15 protein-coding genes and 1 tRNA gene are annotated in these 16,855 nt (G+C 54.5%); 2 read left to right on the top strand and 14 right to left on the bottom strand.

The genetic code is table 11. The features are described 5' to 3' along the window. The 10 genes from ACOSYY_RS02710 to ACOSYY_RS02665 form a co-directional block, all read right to left on the bottom strand. Nucleotides 1–196 (bottom strand): hypothetical protein (locus tag ACOSYY_RS02710; RefSeq protein ID WP_421660734.1); only part of this gene is annotated, 196 nt, incomplete at its 3' end. A gap of 38 nt (nt 197–234) precedes the next feature. Next, a complete protein-coding gene (locus ACOSYY_RS02705; protein WP_421660733.1) occupies nt 235–480 on the bottom strand; it encodes a hypothetical protein in 246 nt (81 codons plus the stop codon). A 48-nt stretch (nt 481–528) separates the two neighbouring features. Next, a tRNA-Leu gene (locus tag ACOSYY_RS02700) sits at nt 529–618 on the bottom strand. Between the two features lie 793 nt (nt 619–1,411). Further along, nucleotides 1,412–1,870 (bottom strand): hypothetical protein, encoded by a 459-nt coding sequence (locus tag ACOSYY_RS02695; RefSeq protein ID WP_421660732.1) that lies wholly within the window; start codon nt 1,868–1,870, stop codon nt 1,412–1,414. 639 nt (nt 1,871–2,509) lie between these two features. Then, a complete protein-coding gene (gene ku / locus ACOSYY_RS02690) occupies nt 2,510–3,385 on the bottom strand; it encodes a non-homologous end joining protein Ku (RefSeq protein ID WP_421660731.1) in 876 nt (291 codons plus the stop codon). Between the two features lie 50 nt (nt 3,386–3,435). Continuing rightward, complete coding sequence (locus ACOSYY_RS02685) at nt 3,436–4,053, bottom strand: hypothetical protein (protein WP_421660730.1); 618 nt, start codon at nt 4,051–4,053, stop codon at nt 3,436–3,438. Further along, nucleotides 4,017–4,442, bottom strand: a complete 426-nt coding sequence (locus tag ACOSYY_RS02680) for a phage holin family protein (protein WP_421660729.1) — start codon at nt 4,440–4,442, stop codon at nt 4,017–4,019. Before ACOSYY_RS02680 ends, ACOSYY_RS02685 begins: the two co-directional genes overlap by 37 nt. Before the next feature lie 288 nt (nt 4,443–4,730). Continuing rightward, complete coding sequence (gene treY, locus ACOSYY_RS02675; RefSeq protein WP_421660728.1) at nt 4,731–7,610, bottom strand: malto-oligosyltrehalose synthase; 2,880 nt, start codon at nt 7,608–7,610, stop codon at nt 4,731–4,733. A 15-nt stretch (nt 7,611–7,625) separates the two neighbouring features. Then, a complete protein-coding gene (locus ACOSYY_RS02670; protein WP_421660727.1) occupies nt 7,626–8,864 on the bottom strand; it encodes a glucose-1-phosphate adenylyltransferase in 1,239 nt (412 codons plus the stop codon). A gap of 201 nt (nt 8,865–9,065) precedes the next feature. Further along, entirely contained in the window at nt 9,066–9,566 is a 501-nt protein-coding gene (locus ACOSYY_RS02665; protein WP_421660726.1) for a gluconokinase, read from the bottom strand. A gap of 363 nt (nt 9,567–9,929) precedes the next feature. Here ACOSYY_RS02665 and ACOSYY_RS02660 point away from each other — a divergent pair, with 363 nt between their 5' ends. Together ACOSYY_RS02660 and ACOSYY_RS02655 are read left to right on the top strand one after the other, a co-directional pair. After that, nucleotides 9,930–10,649: a biliverdin-producing heme oxygenase gene (locus ACOSYY_RS02660; RefSeq protein ID WP_421660725.1), complete on the top strand. Its 720-nt coding sequence runs from the start codon at nt 9,930–9,932 to the stop codon at nt 10,647–10,649. Between the two features lie 1,006 nt (nt 10,650–11,655). Continuing rightward, the gene (locus ACOSYY_RS02655) at nt 11,656–12,309 is read left to right on the top strand and encodes a response regulator (protein WP_421660724.1); all 654 of its coding nucleotides are present in this window, start codon (nt 11,656–11,658) and stop codon (nt 12,307–12,309) included. A 254-nt stretch (nt 12,310–12,563) separates the two neighbouring features. Here ACOSYY_RS02655 and ACOSYY_RS02650 read toward each other — a convergent pair whose 3' ends face one another. The 4 genes from ACOSYY_RS02650 to ACOSYY_RS02635 form a co-directional block, all read right to left on the bottom strand. Beyond that, nucleotides 12,564–13,205 carry a response regulator gene (locus ACOSYY_RS02650; protein ID WP_421660723.1) on the bottom strand — a complete coding sequence of 214 codons (642 nt, stop codon included), beginning with the start codon at nt 13,203–13,205 and terminating at the stop codon, nt 12,564–12,566. Between the two features lie 118 nt (nt 13,206–13,323). Beyond that, the gene (locus ACOSYY_RS02645) at nt 13,324–13,953 is read right to left on the bottom strand and encodes a DUF2238 domain-containing protein (protein WP_421660722.1); all 630 of its coding nucleotides are present in this window, start codon (nt 13,951–13,953) and stop codon (nt 13,324–13,326) included. 35 nt (nt 13,954–13,988) lie between these two features. Next, complete coding sequence (locus tag ACOSYY_RS02640) at nt 13,989–14,660, bottom strand: DUF2238 domain-containing protein (RefSeq protein WP_421660721.1); 672 nt, start codon at nt 14,658–14,660, stop codon at nt 13,989–13,991. Nucleotides 14,661–15,110: 450 nt separating this feature from the next. Further along, nucleotides 15,111–16,415, bottom strand: coding sequence for an ammonium transporter family protein (locus ACOSYY_RS02635; RefSeq protein WP_421660720.1), 1,305 nt, complete (start codon nt 16,413–16,415; stop codon nt 15,111–15,113). Between the last annotated feature and the right edge of the window lie 440 nt (nt 16,416–16,855).

Below are 16,855 nucleotides of genomic sequence, written 5' to 3'. Positions count from 1 at the left end.
TCGTCTCGGAATCGACGTAGACCTTCGCCATACTATTGCCATCGATCAATAACCACTCCGCAAGGACCGGAGTGGTGGTCAACACTTGAACAATAATCAACGAGAAAAGAACTGCGGCAATGTGGAGTACAGAGCCATGGGAGGAGGGCATGGAAAACCAGACCGGAACATTTTTGAAGCAAGCAACCGACCTCACCCAAATGCTTCCTGGGAGGACGGTTCTCACGGTAACCCCTACGGCTGCTTTTGCTCGCCCAACCTTCTTGTCAAGCAATCGTTGAACGCCATTCGGCGATGATAGGGAGTCCAAAACCAGTTGTATCGCTTCAGCATGTCCAGCTGGTCCACGTATTCATTGCAACGCTTCGTCTCGACCTCTCCGGCCGCCAGAGGCGCCGTCATGACCCACGCCCCAACACCTATGACAAAAAGAAAAAGTACAACGCCGGCAACGAGCACCACTATGCTTTTTATAGTCATGAATCCCTCTATAGGTTCGTTCGCGACCGCTATGCGAGCCACAGTGCCTGGTGCCGGAGACCGGGATCGAACCGGTACGGGCCTTGTGGACCCGAGGGATTTTAAGTCCCTTGCGTCTGCCTATTCCGCCACTCCGGCAAGAAGGCGGATTTTAGCATAGCGACTCCCGCCCCACAGCCACTTTTCTCACGGCCCCGTACCTACCCGCGAACATGCAAACAATATCGAGGTTGGGCTACAATGCGAGGAATAGATCACAGAGTATCCGTAAAGCGATGCATGGTAGAGAGGTGGGCCGCTGCGGACGCACGTTTCACGCTTTTTGGTTGTTTTTTTCGTACTTACAACGGCGCTGCCTCCATCGGCAGTCGGGCAGGAAGCGGTTCTCGATATCCTCCCGCTCCGCCCGTTCAGTTTCGACGTGTCATTTAACGATCGCAGCTTTGCGCCCACTCGCAGAATTTTCGCTCTTCAGGCTGGAATCACTGCTCTCCGCTATGGCCCCCTTGAATTGAGAGGCATCTACCAATATTACAGTCACCACACGCCGACCTTTGGCACCGACCAACATTCGTTGTATGCGAACCCACGTTGGAACAGTTTCATCGATTTGTTGGATTTTCACAGCGGCAAATCGATCAATCGCCTTCTCTACGCAGCTTCGACGATCTGCTTTGGGAACCTCCCTGCTGCGAGGGGTGAACCTATGGTTGCTCACCCCTCGCGAACGTTGTGACGCTGAACCAAACACTCTACGTTTAAGACGGCTCAGTCTATATATTGTTCATCATACTGATCATGCAGTCCCCAAGCTTCATTCTGAAAAACCAACTTACTTCGCATCCACGAGTCAAGCAGCGGTGCAGCCAATGTCGGGCACTCTTTGGTGGCGATAATGTGGTGAAATTCATCCTGTATAGGCTCCAGGTTCTCAAAAACGTGCGCCGTGATCCACCCTGGGAACTGTTTTCTCGCTTTTCAGTTCCCATAGCCCGAGCGTTGTACATCCTCGTGGCTGGACCTGCAAGGTAGTGTCAAGCATGGCCATCTCCCCATCATCGAAGCCGATGCTTTTGACGTGATCGAACCCGGCCAGCAGCTTTAGGGTAATTGGTCCGTCAGTCGGAAGATCGGCGAGCACGGATTGCTTTCCCTTGGCTTGTTCCTCAAGCATCCATCGCATCTCCAGCGGCTGGGTGAATTCCTTGACTTGATCGGTTCCATGCCGCGCAAACCGCATGCTTCCAAATAACAACCCGTGTCGCTCATCGGTCGATGCGGTGTCCGAAGCCGAGAGCGGAGCGACCACCATGGCGCAACCGGATGCGAATCCGGCAAGAAGCAGAACACTCGCGAGAACAAGGCTATGACGAAGGTTCAAATTGTTCATACAGATCCCTCCTGTTTGACGCACAGAGACTCAGCGCTGCTGAAGAGGCGCAATCGCCTGAAGCAGTACTTTTCCGATGCTCTGACGCAGCGAAAACTCGCTTACAGGACAGGGGGACGGAATACAGAGGTGAGTAATAGGGGAAGATGATGTACGGAGTGAATGCCGTCGAACATGTCAAAAAGACGAGGCTTGTCCGGCTCAGGCGACGGCGAGAGGGCGGTCATGTCCTCGGATATAGGTTCCGACTCTGTGAGGATATCCGAATCCATACCAAGCAGCGTGAACGGCGCTCCAAGCATTTGTGCCACGACACAGACACAGAGCAACACGAGTACACATCCCAGAGCACGTGTGCGAAAGGAAGAGCCGAAGCCCGAGATGTCTCTATCACGCATGATCTTATATACCACATATGACCGCTGATCTGTGAGGGACCCGGCAGCATGATGAAGAATGGGCGACACCATATCCATATCGCTGAATCTATATCGCCACAAACGGGCCAAGGATAAGCCGGGCAAGCCATCACACGGAACCAAAAGAGCACAATACTGCAATGACACAGCGTATAGACTGTCCGTCATCGCGCAAAGTATCCATGACTTATCTATTACGGTCTCTGTGGGGGGAAGCGACTTACGCTATCTTGCGCCGGGATCGATCTGAACGAGCGGCTCTCGATTGCGTCGATGCAAACCGGCGTCCCTTCGCCTTATCCTGCACGCTCTGTTTCAGCAGCGCCATGAGGTCGACCACATTCCCTCTGCTCGGCTCCTCTTCCGCTTCTTGAGCTTCGGCGGTGCTGATGATCTCGGTTTCTCCGGCCTTGATCCGTTTGTCGATCAGCTTGAGCAGATCCTCATGGTAGGTGTCGCGATAGTCCTCGGGATTCCAGCCGCCCGTCATTTCTTCCACGAGCTTCACGGCCATGTCCGTCTCTCGAGGCGTCACGCCGGCGGCTTTCAAATTTTTCGGCGGAACATCCAACTCATCGGCGGCCCTGACCTCATCGGCATAACGCAGCGTGTTCATGACGATCACTTCGCCCACCGGGATCAGCGCAGCCACATACTGGCGCGTGCGAACCACGACATTGGCGATGCCGACCTTATGCGTGTGTTTCAGCGTCTCGCGCAACAGCGCATAGCCTTTTTCACCCCGCCGGTCGGGAGCCAGGTAATAGGGCGTCTCAAAATACATCGGAGTAATCTCTTTGCCCTCGACAAATCGTAAAATATCGATCGTCTGGGTCGCCTCGACGTTCGCGCGGCGGAAATCTTCGTCGGTCAGGACGACATAGCGTTCCTTTTCATACTCGTATCCCTTGACGATTTGATCCCATGGCACGTCCTCTCCCGTTTCCTTATTATATCGTTTGAAGCCGACGGGCTTCATATTGCGTCGATCCAGCATGGTCAAGTCGAAATTGTTTCGCTTTTCAGCGGAATAAAGCCCGACAGGTATATGGACGAGTCCGAAACTGATGGCACCTTTCCATAGCACGCGCGGCATGAGCGGCCTCTTCTCGGCGGCACAATTCACGGACTGGAACGAGGTGAATCTTATAGGCGGGGCCCACGCGATTGAGGCGACGTCATCGCCTTCAGAATCGTCGGAACGATTTCTTTGGACATATCCCGCGCAAATTCGCGAAGGGCGTACCCTATAGCGTCTTTAGAACGCTGCATTTCCGTGCGGACAGTGCCCTTCACATCGCTCCACAAGCCCGACGAAAAGGATGCATGATTCCGATTTGACTCCTGGCGCTCTTCCGGATAATAGGGGTAAACACCGGTCTCTGTTTCTTTGCCTTCCGTGTCTTCCTCCGAAGGCATCACCGGCGCTCCATGTGCTTTGGGCGGATAATAGGGATAGACTTTCGTCCGACGATATTTCCGGTTCAACGTGCCTATCACAAAACCGGCCAGCACCACGCCGGCGAGCGCCACCCATGGCCGCGCATTCATCTGGTGGAGCGGATTCAGCATCTGAGTGGACCGGTCGATGAATTCTTTCCCCGTCCCCGCCACGTCCGCGGTAAAGCCGGACAATTTCGTCTTTATGTTTTCCATTTCATAGCGCGCCTTATCGTCGAGCAACTGTATTTTTCGGCCGATCTCGAGACGAGTTTCAAGGATATCTTTTATGTCTTGTTCAATGATATTTGCTCTTTGATCCATTGTGCGTCTTCCTTTATTGAATGCAATGTCCGGCGCGGCGTCAAGTCGAAACTCTGCAAAGATCGTTTGGCCTTGAGAAGCAGTGCTCCGCCGACGGCGAGAAGAATGACACCGACCAGCCCGTAACACGCCCACAGGGGAAGCTGAGCAAATTCGTGGAGCGCATGGACCAGCATGATGAGCGCAAACAAACCTCCGATGACTGTACACCCTATTGCCGCTCCGATCGCGACGGCCGCTTGGCGTATCTTGGCAATCTCGGAGAAAAACTCATCCCGCAGAAGCTGAAGCTCTTGTCGAACCAATGTCCGAGCATCCGCGACTAATCCACCCAGAAGTCCGATAATTCCGTTCCTCGCCGTGTATGTTTCTTCTTGTTGAGTCGTCACAGCAGCCTCCGACTACGAGACGCAACATAGCCCCGTCCGGCTCCCATCGTGAGCACAATCCAAGGATACCGTCGCATGATCGTTTCCGTCCGGTCGATAAGGTTCTCAATGTTCATCGTCGCCAGGCTTTCATGAGTGACATGATCTGGAATGAATTCCACCGATTCATTGCTGTTTTCGTGAACTCTTCCGCGCTTTGAATGATTCTGATCGTATCATGTCGACTCGAACGGGCTACTCGGTAACGCCCTAGCCACGCTATGATCGCCCACTTCCATTCGGTCGTCGTCAGCTTCCTACGAGAAGCCCCACCGGGCAAGCGGCAAACACCTCCGAAACCCGCACCATATACCGTTCTCCTTTGCGATCAGGAACGATCGCGCGTCCGGTGAGGCCGTCCTGGAATTGCAACGCCCCCGATTCCTGCGGCACCGCGACCCACGTTTCATCCCATATTGAGTTCATCGCTTCGGAGGAACGAACGGCGACAAGCCTCGGCACAACCACCATGACGATGCGCGCGCCATGAAGACGCGCGAATGCAAGGAGGTGGCTTGCTTCAGGTCCCTCCGCCTCCAGCGGCACGTATCGGCCCTGCTCAAAGACGTCCGCATGCGTTCGGCGACAGTGCAGACCCGCCAAAATGAGGTACAGCTTGATCCGGCCGTCCGCAGAATGACGCATGAGATCTTGAACAGCGTCGAACCGGTCGGGCCGCGCGAATATTTCCTTGAGTTCCTGGAGGAGCCTCTGTCGTAGCGCATAGTCGACGGGCCGCCGATTGTCCGGATCCACGAGATTCCAATCCCACAGTTCTGATCCTTGATAAAAATCAGGCGTTCCCGGCGCCGTTATCTTGAGGAGCGTTTGCGCCAGCGAGTTGATCAGCCCGGCGCCGGCGATCCGCTCCTTGAACGGCAAGAAGTCGTCGAGAAATTTGTTGGGACGGCGGTTGTCGAGAATCGCCTGAACAAAGCTCCGTACCCCCTCGTCATACTCGCGATTGGGATTGATCCAGCGTGTATGGACCTTGGCCTCGTGCAAGGCCTTCTCCATATATTGCTGAATACGGTTACAGAAATCATCGTGTTCATCAGGGCGCACATCCTCTAACGGCCACGCGCCCAGGAGCGTTTGATAGAGGAGATACTCGTCGTTGGCATCCGGGATATCCTCGTTTTCATGCTTGACGCGATATTTGGCATTCAGCTTCATCCATCGGGTCACACGTGCTTTCCATTCGTCCGGTATCTCGGACAACACATTCAACCTGGCACGCGCATCTTCACCCCGCTTGGTATCGTGGGTCGCAGTGGCCGAAAGCCCTTTTGGCCATCGAGCTTGCCGATCGCCCATACGACGGTGGAACACCGCCGGAGCAATCCCGAATTGTTGCGGCTCTCCCCCTACTTCATTGAGGGACAGGAGACGGTTATACCGGTAAAACACGGTATCCTCGATTCCTTTGGCCGTGACCGGACTCGTGGTCTGCTGAAATTTCATGACAAAACGTTCGTACTCGTCGGTTTTCCCCACCTCGGGATGATGCTCCTTTAAAAGAAGACTCCGTATAAAGTCGAATACCTCACGGCCGATTGTAGGATTTCGCCGCTTCGCTTGAGCTACCGCCCTATGGATGAACGCTTTATCCCGTTCACTGACCGGCTCCGCTCCCACCGTCACATATGTCCGGTACACGGGGAAACAGGCGATGATTTCTCGAATGGCATTGGTCAGACTGTTCAACGTGAAGTCTCTCGATCGCCGATCCCGCTCGGACAAGAGATTGAGCTGATGGCCGAGCACGTTGATTTCGCTCGCCATGGATGCCCGCATGATGAGCTGTTTCGCCTCATAGACCATATCGGGATAGGGCTGAGAACGCCCGGTTATGCGCCGATAGAGATCGCTGAAGGTTTGTTCCCGCGTGTGATCCACGAACAATCCATTGACCGTATTGAGAAACTCATATCCCGTGGTTCCTTCGATGGGCCAGGATTCCGGCAGCGGTTCATCTATTCCGAGTATTTTTTCCACCACGACAAACAGCGGCCGTTCTACCGACGAATCAGCGCCCAATTCGCGGCGGGCCCAGCTCTGTAATTGCTGAAGATATCCACCCGGATCGTACAACCCGTCGACATGGTCGATTCGCAGCCCCGCCACCATACCGTCTCGAAGGAGCTTGAACGCCATGTCATGGGTCGCCTCGAACACCGAGCACTCCTCCACGCGAATCGCGGCAAGATCGTTGATATCAAAAAAACGGCGGTAGTTGATCTCCTCCGAGGCGACCTTCCACGATGCCAGCCGATACGCCTGTTGATTGAGCAACTCGTCCAGCAAATCGAAGCTGCGCGGTTTTCCGGCGATACCGTTGAAGAGACGAATATTGCTTTGGACAAATGCCGCAATTCGTCGGTCGTTCGCCATGAGCGCGGCGATCCGTTTACGGATGACCTCTTTCTCCCGCTCGCGTTCTTCCCGCTCATCCGGAGTGCTGTCCTCACGATCGGGAAGATGACGAATGGCCGTCAAAATGCTTTGCAGTTCCGTGAGTCCGCCGTCCATGGACGATTGTGCCGGGTCCTGACACAGCAGACTCTCAAGCCTGTGTGCCAAGACAGTGCTCCACGATTTTGGGGCAAGCGGAAGCCGGCAGTCTCCATAGCGAACGACAAACCGGTCGTCTTCGTAGGCGACCGACATTTCCCGATTTTCCAGCACGACACCGTAGTGATCCGATAAGATCGGAAGCAACACTTTACCGTGCAACTCCCGCTTGAGGGGATGCCAATCGATATCGAACGCTCCGGCGTACCGGGATGACGGTCCGTTTTCCAGCACGTCGTACCACCACCGATTCAGCGCTTGGGCAATCCCCATGTGATTGGAGACGATATCGAGGATCAACCCCATGTCGCGATCATGCAGACTGCGGCACCACGATTTGAATTCTTCTTCTGTCCCGAGTTCCGGGTTCATACGCGAGTGATCGATGACATCGTAGCCATGCGTGCTACCCGGCATGGCGGCCAGAATGGACGAACTGTAACAATGCGTGATCCCGAGGTCGTGCAGATAGGCGGTCACGTCATGCGCGTGGCGGAATCCGAAATCGGTGTTGAGTTGAAGGCGATACGTGGCCCGCAAGCGACAGCCTGACATCACGACTCCATGGTCTCAGGAGACGGATTGCATCAGATTCATCGGCACTTTGGTGTCGCGCGGAATGATGACGAGGCCTGTCGGCGAGACATGGCATCCGGGAGGTTGAGGCGACTCTCGGAAACCGATATCGCTCTCAGCGGGAATACTGCTGAAGCGGTCCGCAATGACACGACACAGGCGGGACTTCGATCCGATATGAACTTCATCCATGATGACGCATTCATCCAACACTGCCCCCGGCTCAATGTGAACGCCGCGCCCGATCACGGAACGTCTGATATCGGCCTCGACGACGTGGCTTCCTTCTCCGATCATCGAATCGTCGACGCGGGTGTGCACCACCGAAGCCATCGGGCCGTCGCAGCCACCCGAAAGAATCGGCCATTCGCTGTTCCGGAGATCGAACGGCGGGGCCTGTCCCAACAGGTCCATATTGGCCTGCCAGTAAGCTTCAGGCGTACCTACGTCGCGCCAGTAACCTCTTTCCTCGTACGATCGAAGCCCCGGCACTTCGTTACGCAAAAAGTCATAGACATAGACTTTATCGCGTTCGATCAGCTCAGGAATAATATTGCGACCGAAGTCGTGACCGCCGCCTCGATCCGAATTTCGTTCGAGGATACGCGACAAAAATGCGGCGTTGAAGATATAGTTTCCCATGGACGACAGCGCCAGATCGGTCTGTCCGGGCATGGATTTGGGGCGAGCGGGTTTTTCTTCGAACCCTATCATTCGGTCTTGTCTATCCACCTCGATGATGCCGAATCGAGAACCTTGTTCGATCGGCAGCGGCAGCGCCGCTACCGTCACTTCCGCGCCGCAATCTTGGTGAAACTGAATCATCTGTGAGACATCCATGCGATAAATATGGTCGGCCCCGAAAACCGCCACGACGTCGGGTCGAAAATCGGCGATCAAATTGAGATTGTGATAGACCGCGTCGGCCGTCCCCTCATACCAGCCTTCTCGGGCGCGCATTTGAGGCGGCACGACCGTAATAAAGTGATTTTTGATGCGCCCGGCGATACGCCACGACTCTCGGAGGTGTTCTATCAGTGATTGCGAACGATATTGGACGAGGACGTAATTAGCCGTGATCCCGGAATTCAGCATGTTGCTCAGCACGAAGTCGACAATCCGATACTTCCCTCCGAAGGGAATGGCCGGTTTCGTACGAACGGCCGTCAGCGGCATAAGCCGTTCGCCTTTACCTCCCGCCATAATCATGGCCAGAACTTGCACAGGTCTCATGGTCGTGCATGGTAACGACCTGGGGTTATACCGGGTACTCGTAAAACCCCGAGGTGCGCAGGCGACGAACACTTCACCTCAGGTTTGCGCACGGGCGCCCTTGGCTTCGCCGCGAGGCGGGCGAGATGGTGATCACTCAAATGTCACCGGTGAGTTCGCTGTGTTCCGAGAGAAAATCGCTGAAGAATGTTCCACATCCGGTTAAATTTTAAGGGAGTCTCGAATCAAGCCCACAATCTCAACCGGACTGTGGGTGGTGTCGACCGTCAGAGTATCGTCGAGTGGCTCTTCCAATGCTTCTAACTGGCTTTGAAGCAAGGCCGGATTCATGAAGTGACCCCGACGTCGTTTGAGCCGCTCTTCAAGCACATGAGTTTCGGTCCGTAAATACACGAATACCACTTCTGGCCCCACACGCAAATACCGGCGGTACGCGCGTTTGAGAGCCGAGCAAGCCAACACTGCGCTCCGACGTTGCGTCAGACTCTCCTGAATAGTTCCACGAACGCGGGTAAGCCATGGCTGACGGTCTTCATCATTCAAGGGAATACCCTCGCTCAACTTGGCAAGATTAGCCTCCTCGTGATAATCATCGGCGTCCACGAACTTCCATCCCAGCGCTTCGGCTAACGCGCTTCCCACCCGCGTTTTGCCCGCCCCGGTCACGCCGAACACCACAATCACCATCATACGATTCACCATTTCCGATCCTTTCCCATGATTCCACAGGAAACCTCCGACGAAAGCGAACTAGGCCGGACCCTCGTCGCTTTCGGAATGTATAAGAATATATCTGCATATCATATCGGGCGGCCGGCAATCCGCCTGAATAGACTTGCACCATAGTAAGGCCACCGGGAATGCGCTATGCCTGAGTCAATGAGAGGAAGTCCCCATATACTTCTACTTCTGCTTTCGGGGGAGTCTATGTCCATACCAACTCATTGACGTTCATGGATCTTTTTCTTCGGACTAGGGGTATGCCGAGGTCTCTTCGAAGATCAAAATCCGTAGAGTAAATTACTTCACAAACAGCCCACCACCATTTCTGTGACGGAGGACACCATGTTGCAAGACAACCCTCTGTTCGAGGAGTTACACCTGTCAACCCGCTTGGCACATCGGCGACTCGAACAACGATTGGATTTCTATCATCCGACCTTCGACGCCCACAATAATCTGCGGATGCTCCAAGACTTTTGGGGGTTTTATCAACCGCTGGAGCGTAAACTCGTCGTCCTCGCGGACCGTTACCTTCCTTCTCCTCATTCGCAACAACGGCGCAAAACTCCCCGTTTGGAGCAGGACTTGCTGGCCCTCGGCATGACCCAGGCCGATATTGCAGCGCTGCCTCTTTGTGGACGTCTGCCGGCGATTCCCACCCTTCCACAGGTTTTCGGCGTGCTGTACGTCATTGACGGAGCTGCCTTAGGTGAACGAATCCTGACCACACATTTACATTCAGTAGGAGACACCCTCGGGATCAGTCCATCGCAAGGTGGATCATTCTTCTCCAGTTTAAATTCATCTTATGCCTCGGCCACCAATAGCTATTGGCCGGAACTCATCGCTATGACTGAAGCTGTAGAAGCGCCGGACTTCCGGCACTTGGCTATCCAATCAGCGATAGACACCTTAGAGTGTTTCGAGATGTGGTTAGAGCACCGAAAACGATCTCACGTTGCGTTCGCGAGGCATACGAATGCTCTACGATGGAGTTCTCAATTCGAGTTAGCGCCCGAACTGTTCTGTGCCGAGCGCTTAGGTGACATCAGAGTGGCATGACAATTCATGATACGGAAACATTGGGATCTCGCTCAACGCATATGTCGGCTTGGAAGCAAGCCCCCGTATTGCTGAAAGAGGCCGATGAAGCCAAATTGAACCGAGGCAATCAGAAGAACCCCCTTTCGACCGTTACAGCGTTTTTGCGCTTGCAATACCGTAAACATCGGCATGAATTGACTTGACCGGTACGACCGAGTTCCCTAGAACTCTGAACATTCTGTGCCAAACGCCGAGCTGTTCAACCCACCCAACAGTCTCACGAATAGGCGATGCCGCCATCTGCGGGATGAGAACGTTTTGCCCATCCGACCCAGTACCTCTTTCAGAAAATGAGTAGAATGGAGATGTTAGCTCAACTAGGGGCGTGCCTAGTAGTGAGACAGGAAGAGAGGAGATATTTACTTCTATCTTGTCGATGCACGAGCTTATGACGCCACGATGTTGGCCTATAGGATCCCAAAAAAATACAATAGGACCAGCAGGCTAACCGGCACGCCCAATAGCCAGAGGATGAAGTAACGCATGATTCATCTCCTTTATGTAAGTAGGTAAGGACGGCAGTTCACGATAGAGGAAGACCCTACTCGCCTCCGTGTGGTCCGGCCGAGTGAACAGCGGATCCGGCTTCCATCCATATTTGGAAAATCTGCCATACCGGCAGCACTTGCGGAATCGGTGGACGAATGGGAGGCGCGGGAGGTGGAGGGTCGGGGAATGGAGGTTGCGGAGGCGGAAATGGATCGGGATCAGGAGGCATGGGGTCAGGATCAGGGTGCGGACCCGGCTTATCATACCATCGCCCCTTGATTATCCGCCGACAATCAACCATCATCATGATGGCAGTATAGCAATGGTTCTTGGTTCGGCGGACTAGTAGGCCCCCTTGAGCCGCTCGATCCAATCACGTTCAGACATCGACTGATGCGCACGAGTAATGAGACATATGTACGGTGCAGGACCGGCCGTCCGTTCTATTTGTGACAAGCGGAGGAGGAAGTTCGCCATGAATACCCACCCCACCATCGTGCTGGCAGATGATCATGTCCTTGTCGCCCAAGGCATCCAAAAACTATTGGAGCCGGAATTCGAATTGCTGAGGATTGTTCCGGACGGCCGAGCCTTGCTCAAGGCCGTCGAGGAATGTTCGCCGGATGTGGTCATCGTCGATATCTCTCTCCCGCTGCTCAACGGATTGGATGCGTCCCGTCAGATTTTGAAGCATAATCCTGCCATCAAGGTCATTGTCCTAACGATGCACTCAGAGCCGAGTTTCGTGACGGAAGCACTCCGCATAGGCGTATCGGGATATGTGTTGAAGCAGTCGGTCGGGTCGGAGTTGGCGCAAGCTCTCAAAGAAGTCCTGAACGGCAACACGTTCATTTCTCCCATCGTCGACAACCCGGCGGCACATCCGCACGCTGATGAGAAAACTGAGGAAGCCTCAGAAGGATTCGCCCACACACTCAGCTTGCGACAGCGGGAGGTGTTGCAGCTCGTGGCCGAAGGAAAGTCCATCAAAGAAGTGGCGGCCGTCTTGAACGTGTCGATCAAAACCGTCGAGTTTCACAAAACACGCATTATGAGACAGCTGGGCATGCGGTCGGCGGCTCAGCTCACGAAGTACGCGATCGCGAACGGGCTCATCGCCATTCACTAGCGGATGTTGAAAAATTCAACCGGCGTCGTTCTCATGGGGCACTGCCCCTCACCAGGACACGGCCCGCTCACCATCTCGCTCGCCTCGCGGCGAAGCCGAGAGTGGGCGACCACAAACGTGCCACGCCTTACTCGGCATGGCGTGGACCTCATTGCGGCCTCGCCGCGGAACGGCGCGCCTTGGCGCGCTGGGTGAGAACGACGGTCTCTTGACCCTCTGCGGGCCAGTCTATTGCGCTGAACTGTCGATCCATTTCATAGAGCCGTCATACCTGAAGCGAGCGCAACGCGGATCAAATCGGAGGTGGTGCGGACACCGAGCTTGCGGGTAATGTTGGCCTTGTGAAATTCCACAGTCTTCATCGAAATGTTCAATTCCTTGGCGATATTTTTGGTGGAAGACCCATTGGCAAGCATCGCAAGGATTTGGCGCTGCCGCTCGGTCAAGTTGGTCGTATAACCTTCCGGTCGAGACCATTGGCATTCCATGGCTTCGCGCACTTCCGTATCGAGTTTGGAAGACACAAATCTGCGATTCGCCATGACGCTCTTGACGGCGGCATGGAGTTCGTCGGAGGCATCTTGCTTTAACACATAGCCCACCGCCCCCGCACGGAATCCCTCGCTGACTGCAATAGCTTCGGTCAGCATCGTGAGAAAAATAATTTTAACCGTGGGCAAAAGGGTTTTCAGCTTCCGAGCCGCCTCAAACCCGTTCATACCAGGCATGTTGGCGTCAAGGAGCACGATATCCGGGCGCAACTTCTCAGCTTCCTCCAGCACCTGCTGCCCCGTCTGGGCAGTCCCTATTACTGAAAAATCAGGCTCGAGCAATTGCTTCACGCTCTCTAAAACGAGGGGGTGATCGTCGGCAAGCAGAATTCTTGCGCTATACATATTATTAGTCCTCTATAGTCCTCTGGTTAAACTCCAGGCCCCAACCTAGACACAATCCTCATTATGGCCGTGCTTCCGCGTAATCCGACTAGGGACATCCCTAGCATAGTCAACAAACTTACGGGATATTCACTCGGAACGTTACGTTATGCCTTGAATGCTTTTGAAACAAGCGCATGAGAACCGCCATGAGCACGGCGCCCGCAAGTGCCGCGGCCATATCCTTTTGCGCATCCCATTCATCCCCTTGCGTGCCGAGATATGCGGCGCCTAGCTCGGGGTTTACGACCTCCGCGACGAGCGCTTCAACGACCTCGAAGAATCCACTCTGGGCCAAAATGCCGCTGACGGGAAGATAGACCGCCCAAAAACCCTGCACACGACCGGTTCGTATGAGCAATTCCTTCAGGGGATAGACCAATAAGAAGCCGAAGGCAAAATGGACGATCCTGTCGAATGGATTCCGGCTCAGCGACAGACTATCTTTCAGCCAAAATCCCACTGGAACTTCCGCATAGGTGTAATGGGCTCCCACCGCGTGCAGCGTCATGAACAGCGTGATGAGCAGGTAAGAAAGAAAAGAAAATCGAAATCGTCGGTGCGTCGCGATCAATGTGGCGACCAGGGCCAAGGCCAACACATTTTCTAACGCCCAATCCTTGCGATCAAAGGGATCGATCGCAAGGACACTCCACCATATGACGTACCAGGCCAGCAATATATGGGAAGCAGAAACGCGGGTATGCATTTCCCTCCCGTACGCGATGCGGCAAAGCCCGTTCGTCAGGTAGAAGAGCGCGGCGCCTGACGCAACGGCTCACATTCCTTGCCTCCGATTGGCGCGGCTGCGGTAGAAATCCTGTGCAGGATACGAAAGACAATGAGTATTCCCATGCACAGAAGGGATCCGTACATAGCGGCAGCCATATCTTTTTGTGCGTCCCACACATCGCCCTGTGCCCCTAAGTAAGCAAGGCCAAGCTCCGGATGGACCACCTGAGTGACCCAGGCCTCGATAATTTCCCATAGAGCGCTCAGTCCCAATACCGTGATGACAGGCAAATAGTAGAGCACCCATCCCCGCACACGGCCCAGCAAACGAAAGGCCTCTTCCATGGGATATGCCAACAGAAAGCCAAAACTAAAATGCACGATGCGGTCGAAGTGATTGCGCCCGAGGTGCAACAAGTCGTTCAGCCAGTCCCCCGCCGGCACTTGAGCGTATGTGTAATGGACCCCGACGGTATGGAGCGTCAGAAATCCCATGATCAAGATATAGGAAAGCGGAGAGAGCGGCACATATCGGTAGCTTGCGACGAGCACAGTCACGAAGAGCACCGGAAGCACGCTGGCCATCGCCCAAAACTGGCGATCCACAGGGGAATACGCCAACCAGGCAAACAGCGCGACGTACCACGACACCAATCCGATCAGCAGATATTTAACCCGATCCATAAGGGAATACCCTCCACTCTCTATTATTCTCCATGATCGGCGGCATATTGATGCTACCGATTGACCGCGCATCCATGCAAGTCCACCCGGACCACGACGCAAACTGGTGGAGCGATCCCGAAAGGTTGAGCCCTACGCCGTTCACTCTGGGCTTGTCCGAAGCGATGATTAACGCAGTTCGATTCACCGCTCAACACAGAGTTCGACAGGCTTGTGCCTCATGAACCGAAGGGCTCACACGAAGATTTCAGGGATACCATACTGGTGTTATGGCGGAACGCTGGGCAGAGCAGTGCCGGTCCAGGACTGGAAGGAAGCCCTTCGCGCAACGTCTGGGATCGAACACAAACAAAACAGCTTCGCAACCTTCGATTCTCATCGCACAAAACCAACGAGCTGCTTCAGATTCGAAGAGTTCGGTTCGGGCCTATCCTGTTGTAGCGACCTGACTCACACAATCGGCCTCGGCTCCTCACGCGCGGAACGAATGTGCGCTCCTGTCCGGGCAAGCAGTTCCTTTTGCAAGGCTTCGATATCGGCTTTTGCGCCTAACACGATCTCTTCGACCTTGCGTTCACTTTCCGGTCCCGGCACATGAGAAAACTCATGGCAGTCTTCATACGCCTGCTCTGTCGTGCCCGTGGCTCTAATCACCATACCGGCGATCATTCCTCCGACAACGGCGATGACGAGCGTCATCGCGATGCCTACGAGTTGGACGCCGACAACACCCGGAACGACGACGATCGCGCAGATTCCGCCGAGTAAACCCGGCATCCCATGCAGATTGTGCACGCCACAGGTGTCGATCAATTTGATTTTTGATTCCAGCGCGGGCTGAATAAAGACAAACCCTATCACCGAGAGAGCACCGGCAAGCAATCCGATACCAAACGCACCGGTGGGACTCACGAGATTGCAGGTCGAGCCGATGGAAACCCCACCCGCCAACGCCGCATTAGCCATATCCACCATCGAGGTTTTTCCATGATGGAAATATGTGCTGAGGAAATAGGTGGCCAGCGTGGCTCCGCTTAGAGCAAGAATCGTATTCACGATGGTTTGCGGCATTTGTTCGAACGGCACAATCGCGGTTGCAAAACTCGGCCAAAACAGCCACAGGACCATCGAACCGAGCATTGCGAACCGATCGGACGTCGGATCGGATTCGATCGGTTGACTACGCTGCTGCGCCGTCGTGAGGACCAGCGACGCGGCCAATCCGAAATAGGCGCCGAACGCGTGGATGACGATCGACCCTGCCGAATCCTGAAACCCTTTGGTCATCCCCGAGCCATTATCCAACACCAAATATTCGTTCAGCGCATAGAGCGGCACCAGCATCAGCGTGAGTAACGCGTATTGAAACACGCGCAATCGCCCGAGCACCGCTCCCATTGCGATCAACGCCGTCGCCACCGAAAATTCGGCCAGCATCAACGTCTCGACCGAATGGGCCGGTATCGTATGCCCCACCATCCCGTTGGCCCGCAGCAACATATAGAGAGGCAATCCTGTTGCAACGACGAGATACGTGCCGGTCGTCGCTCCGAAGCCATACCGCCGGACGAATACCATCAGAAATCCGAAGCCGACCACCAACATGGCCAAGATGTGAATCGAGTAATTATATTGAGCGACCAAATGCGCCTCATTCACAACACCCGCCGGCTCTTCCGCACCGACCCAACTCGTGACGCACAAGAGAAACAGGCTTGCTGCGCTGAGAATCTTCACCCAGAAGCTGTTCTGCATTGAGCCCTCCTTGGACAGTAGGAGTGAATGGGGGGTATAGGGGTGGCAGTGTACTCCACCAGCAAGCGCTCTTGTCAAACCCCACCGAGGGGTTGCTAACCCACGCAGTGATCTAAACCGTCTCGCCATTTATCAGAAATGATAACGACGATGAGGTATAAATGACTGAAATACCAAGTCTTTTGTAAAGAACTGCAATAGGTCAAAGGGTCAGTGGCTGGTGTTGACTCATCGTCGGCAGGGAGAAAAAAACAGGCCATACGATCACAATGGGAGTCGTACATCTCCTCAACTCGAGCCCTGTCGGTTCCCTTCTGTGAATGGAAACCGACAGGGTCGAAATCACATTAGGCGGCGATCGTTTGAGAGGAAGACTCTAAAATAATCTCGTCGATTTCAGACGCGTCGAGCACTTCTTTTTCCAAGAGGGCTACCGCCAG

This window comes from Nitrospira sp. BLG_2 (assembly GCF_049222245.1).
Note: the sequence above shows the minus strand (reverse complement) of the source record. Positions and strands in the feature narration are given on the sequence as shown.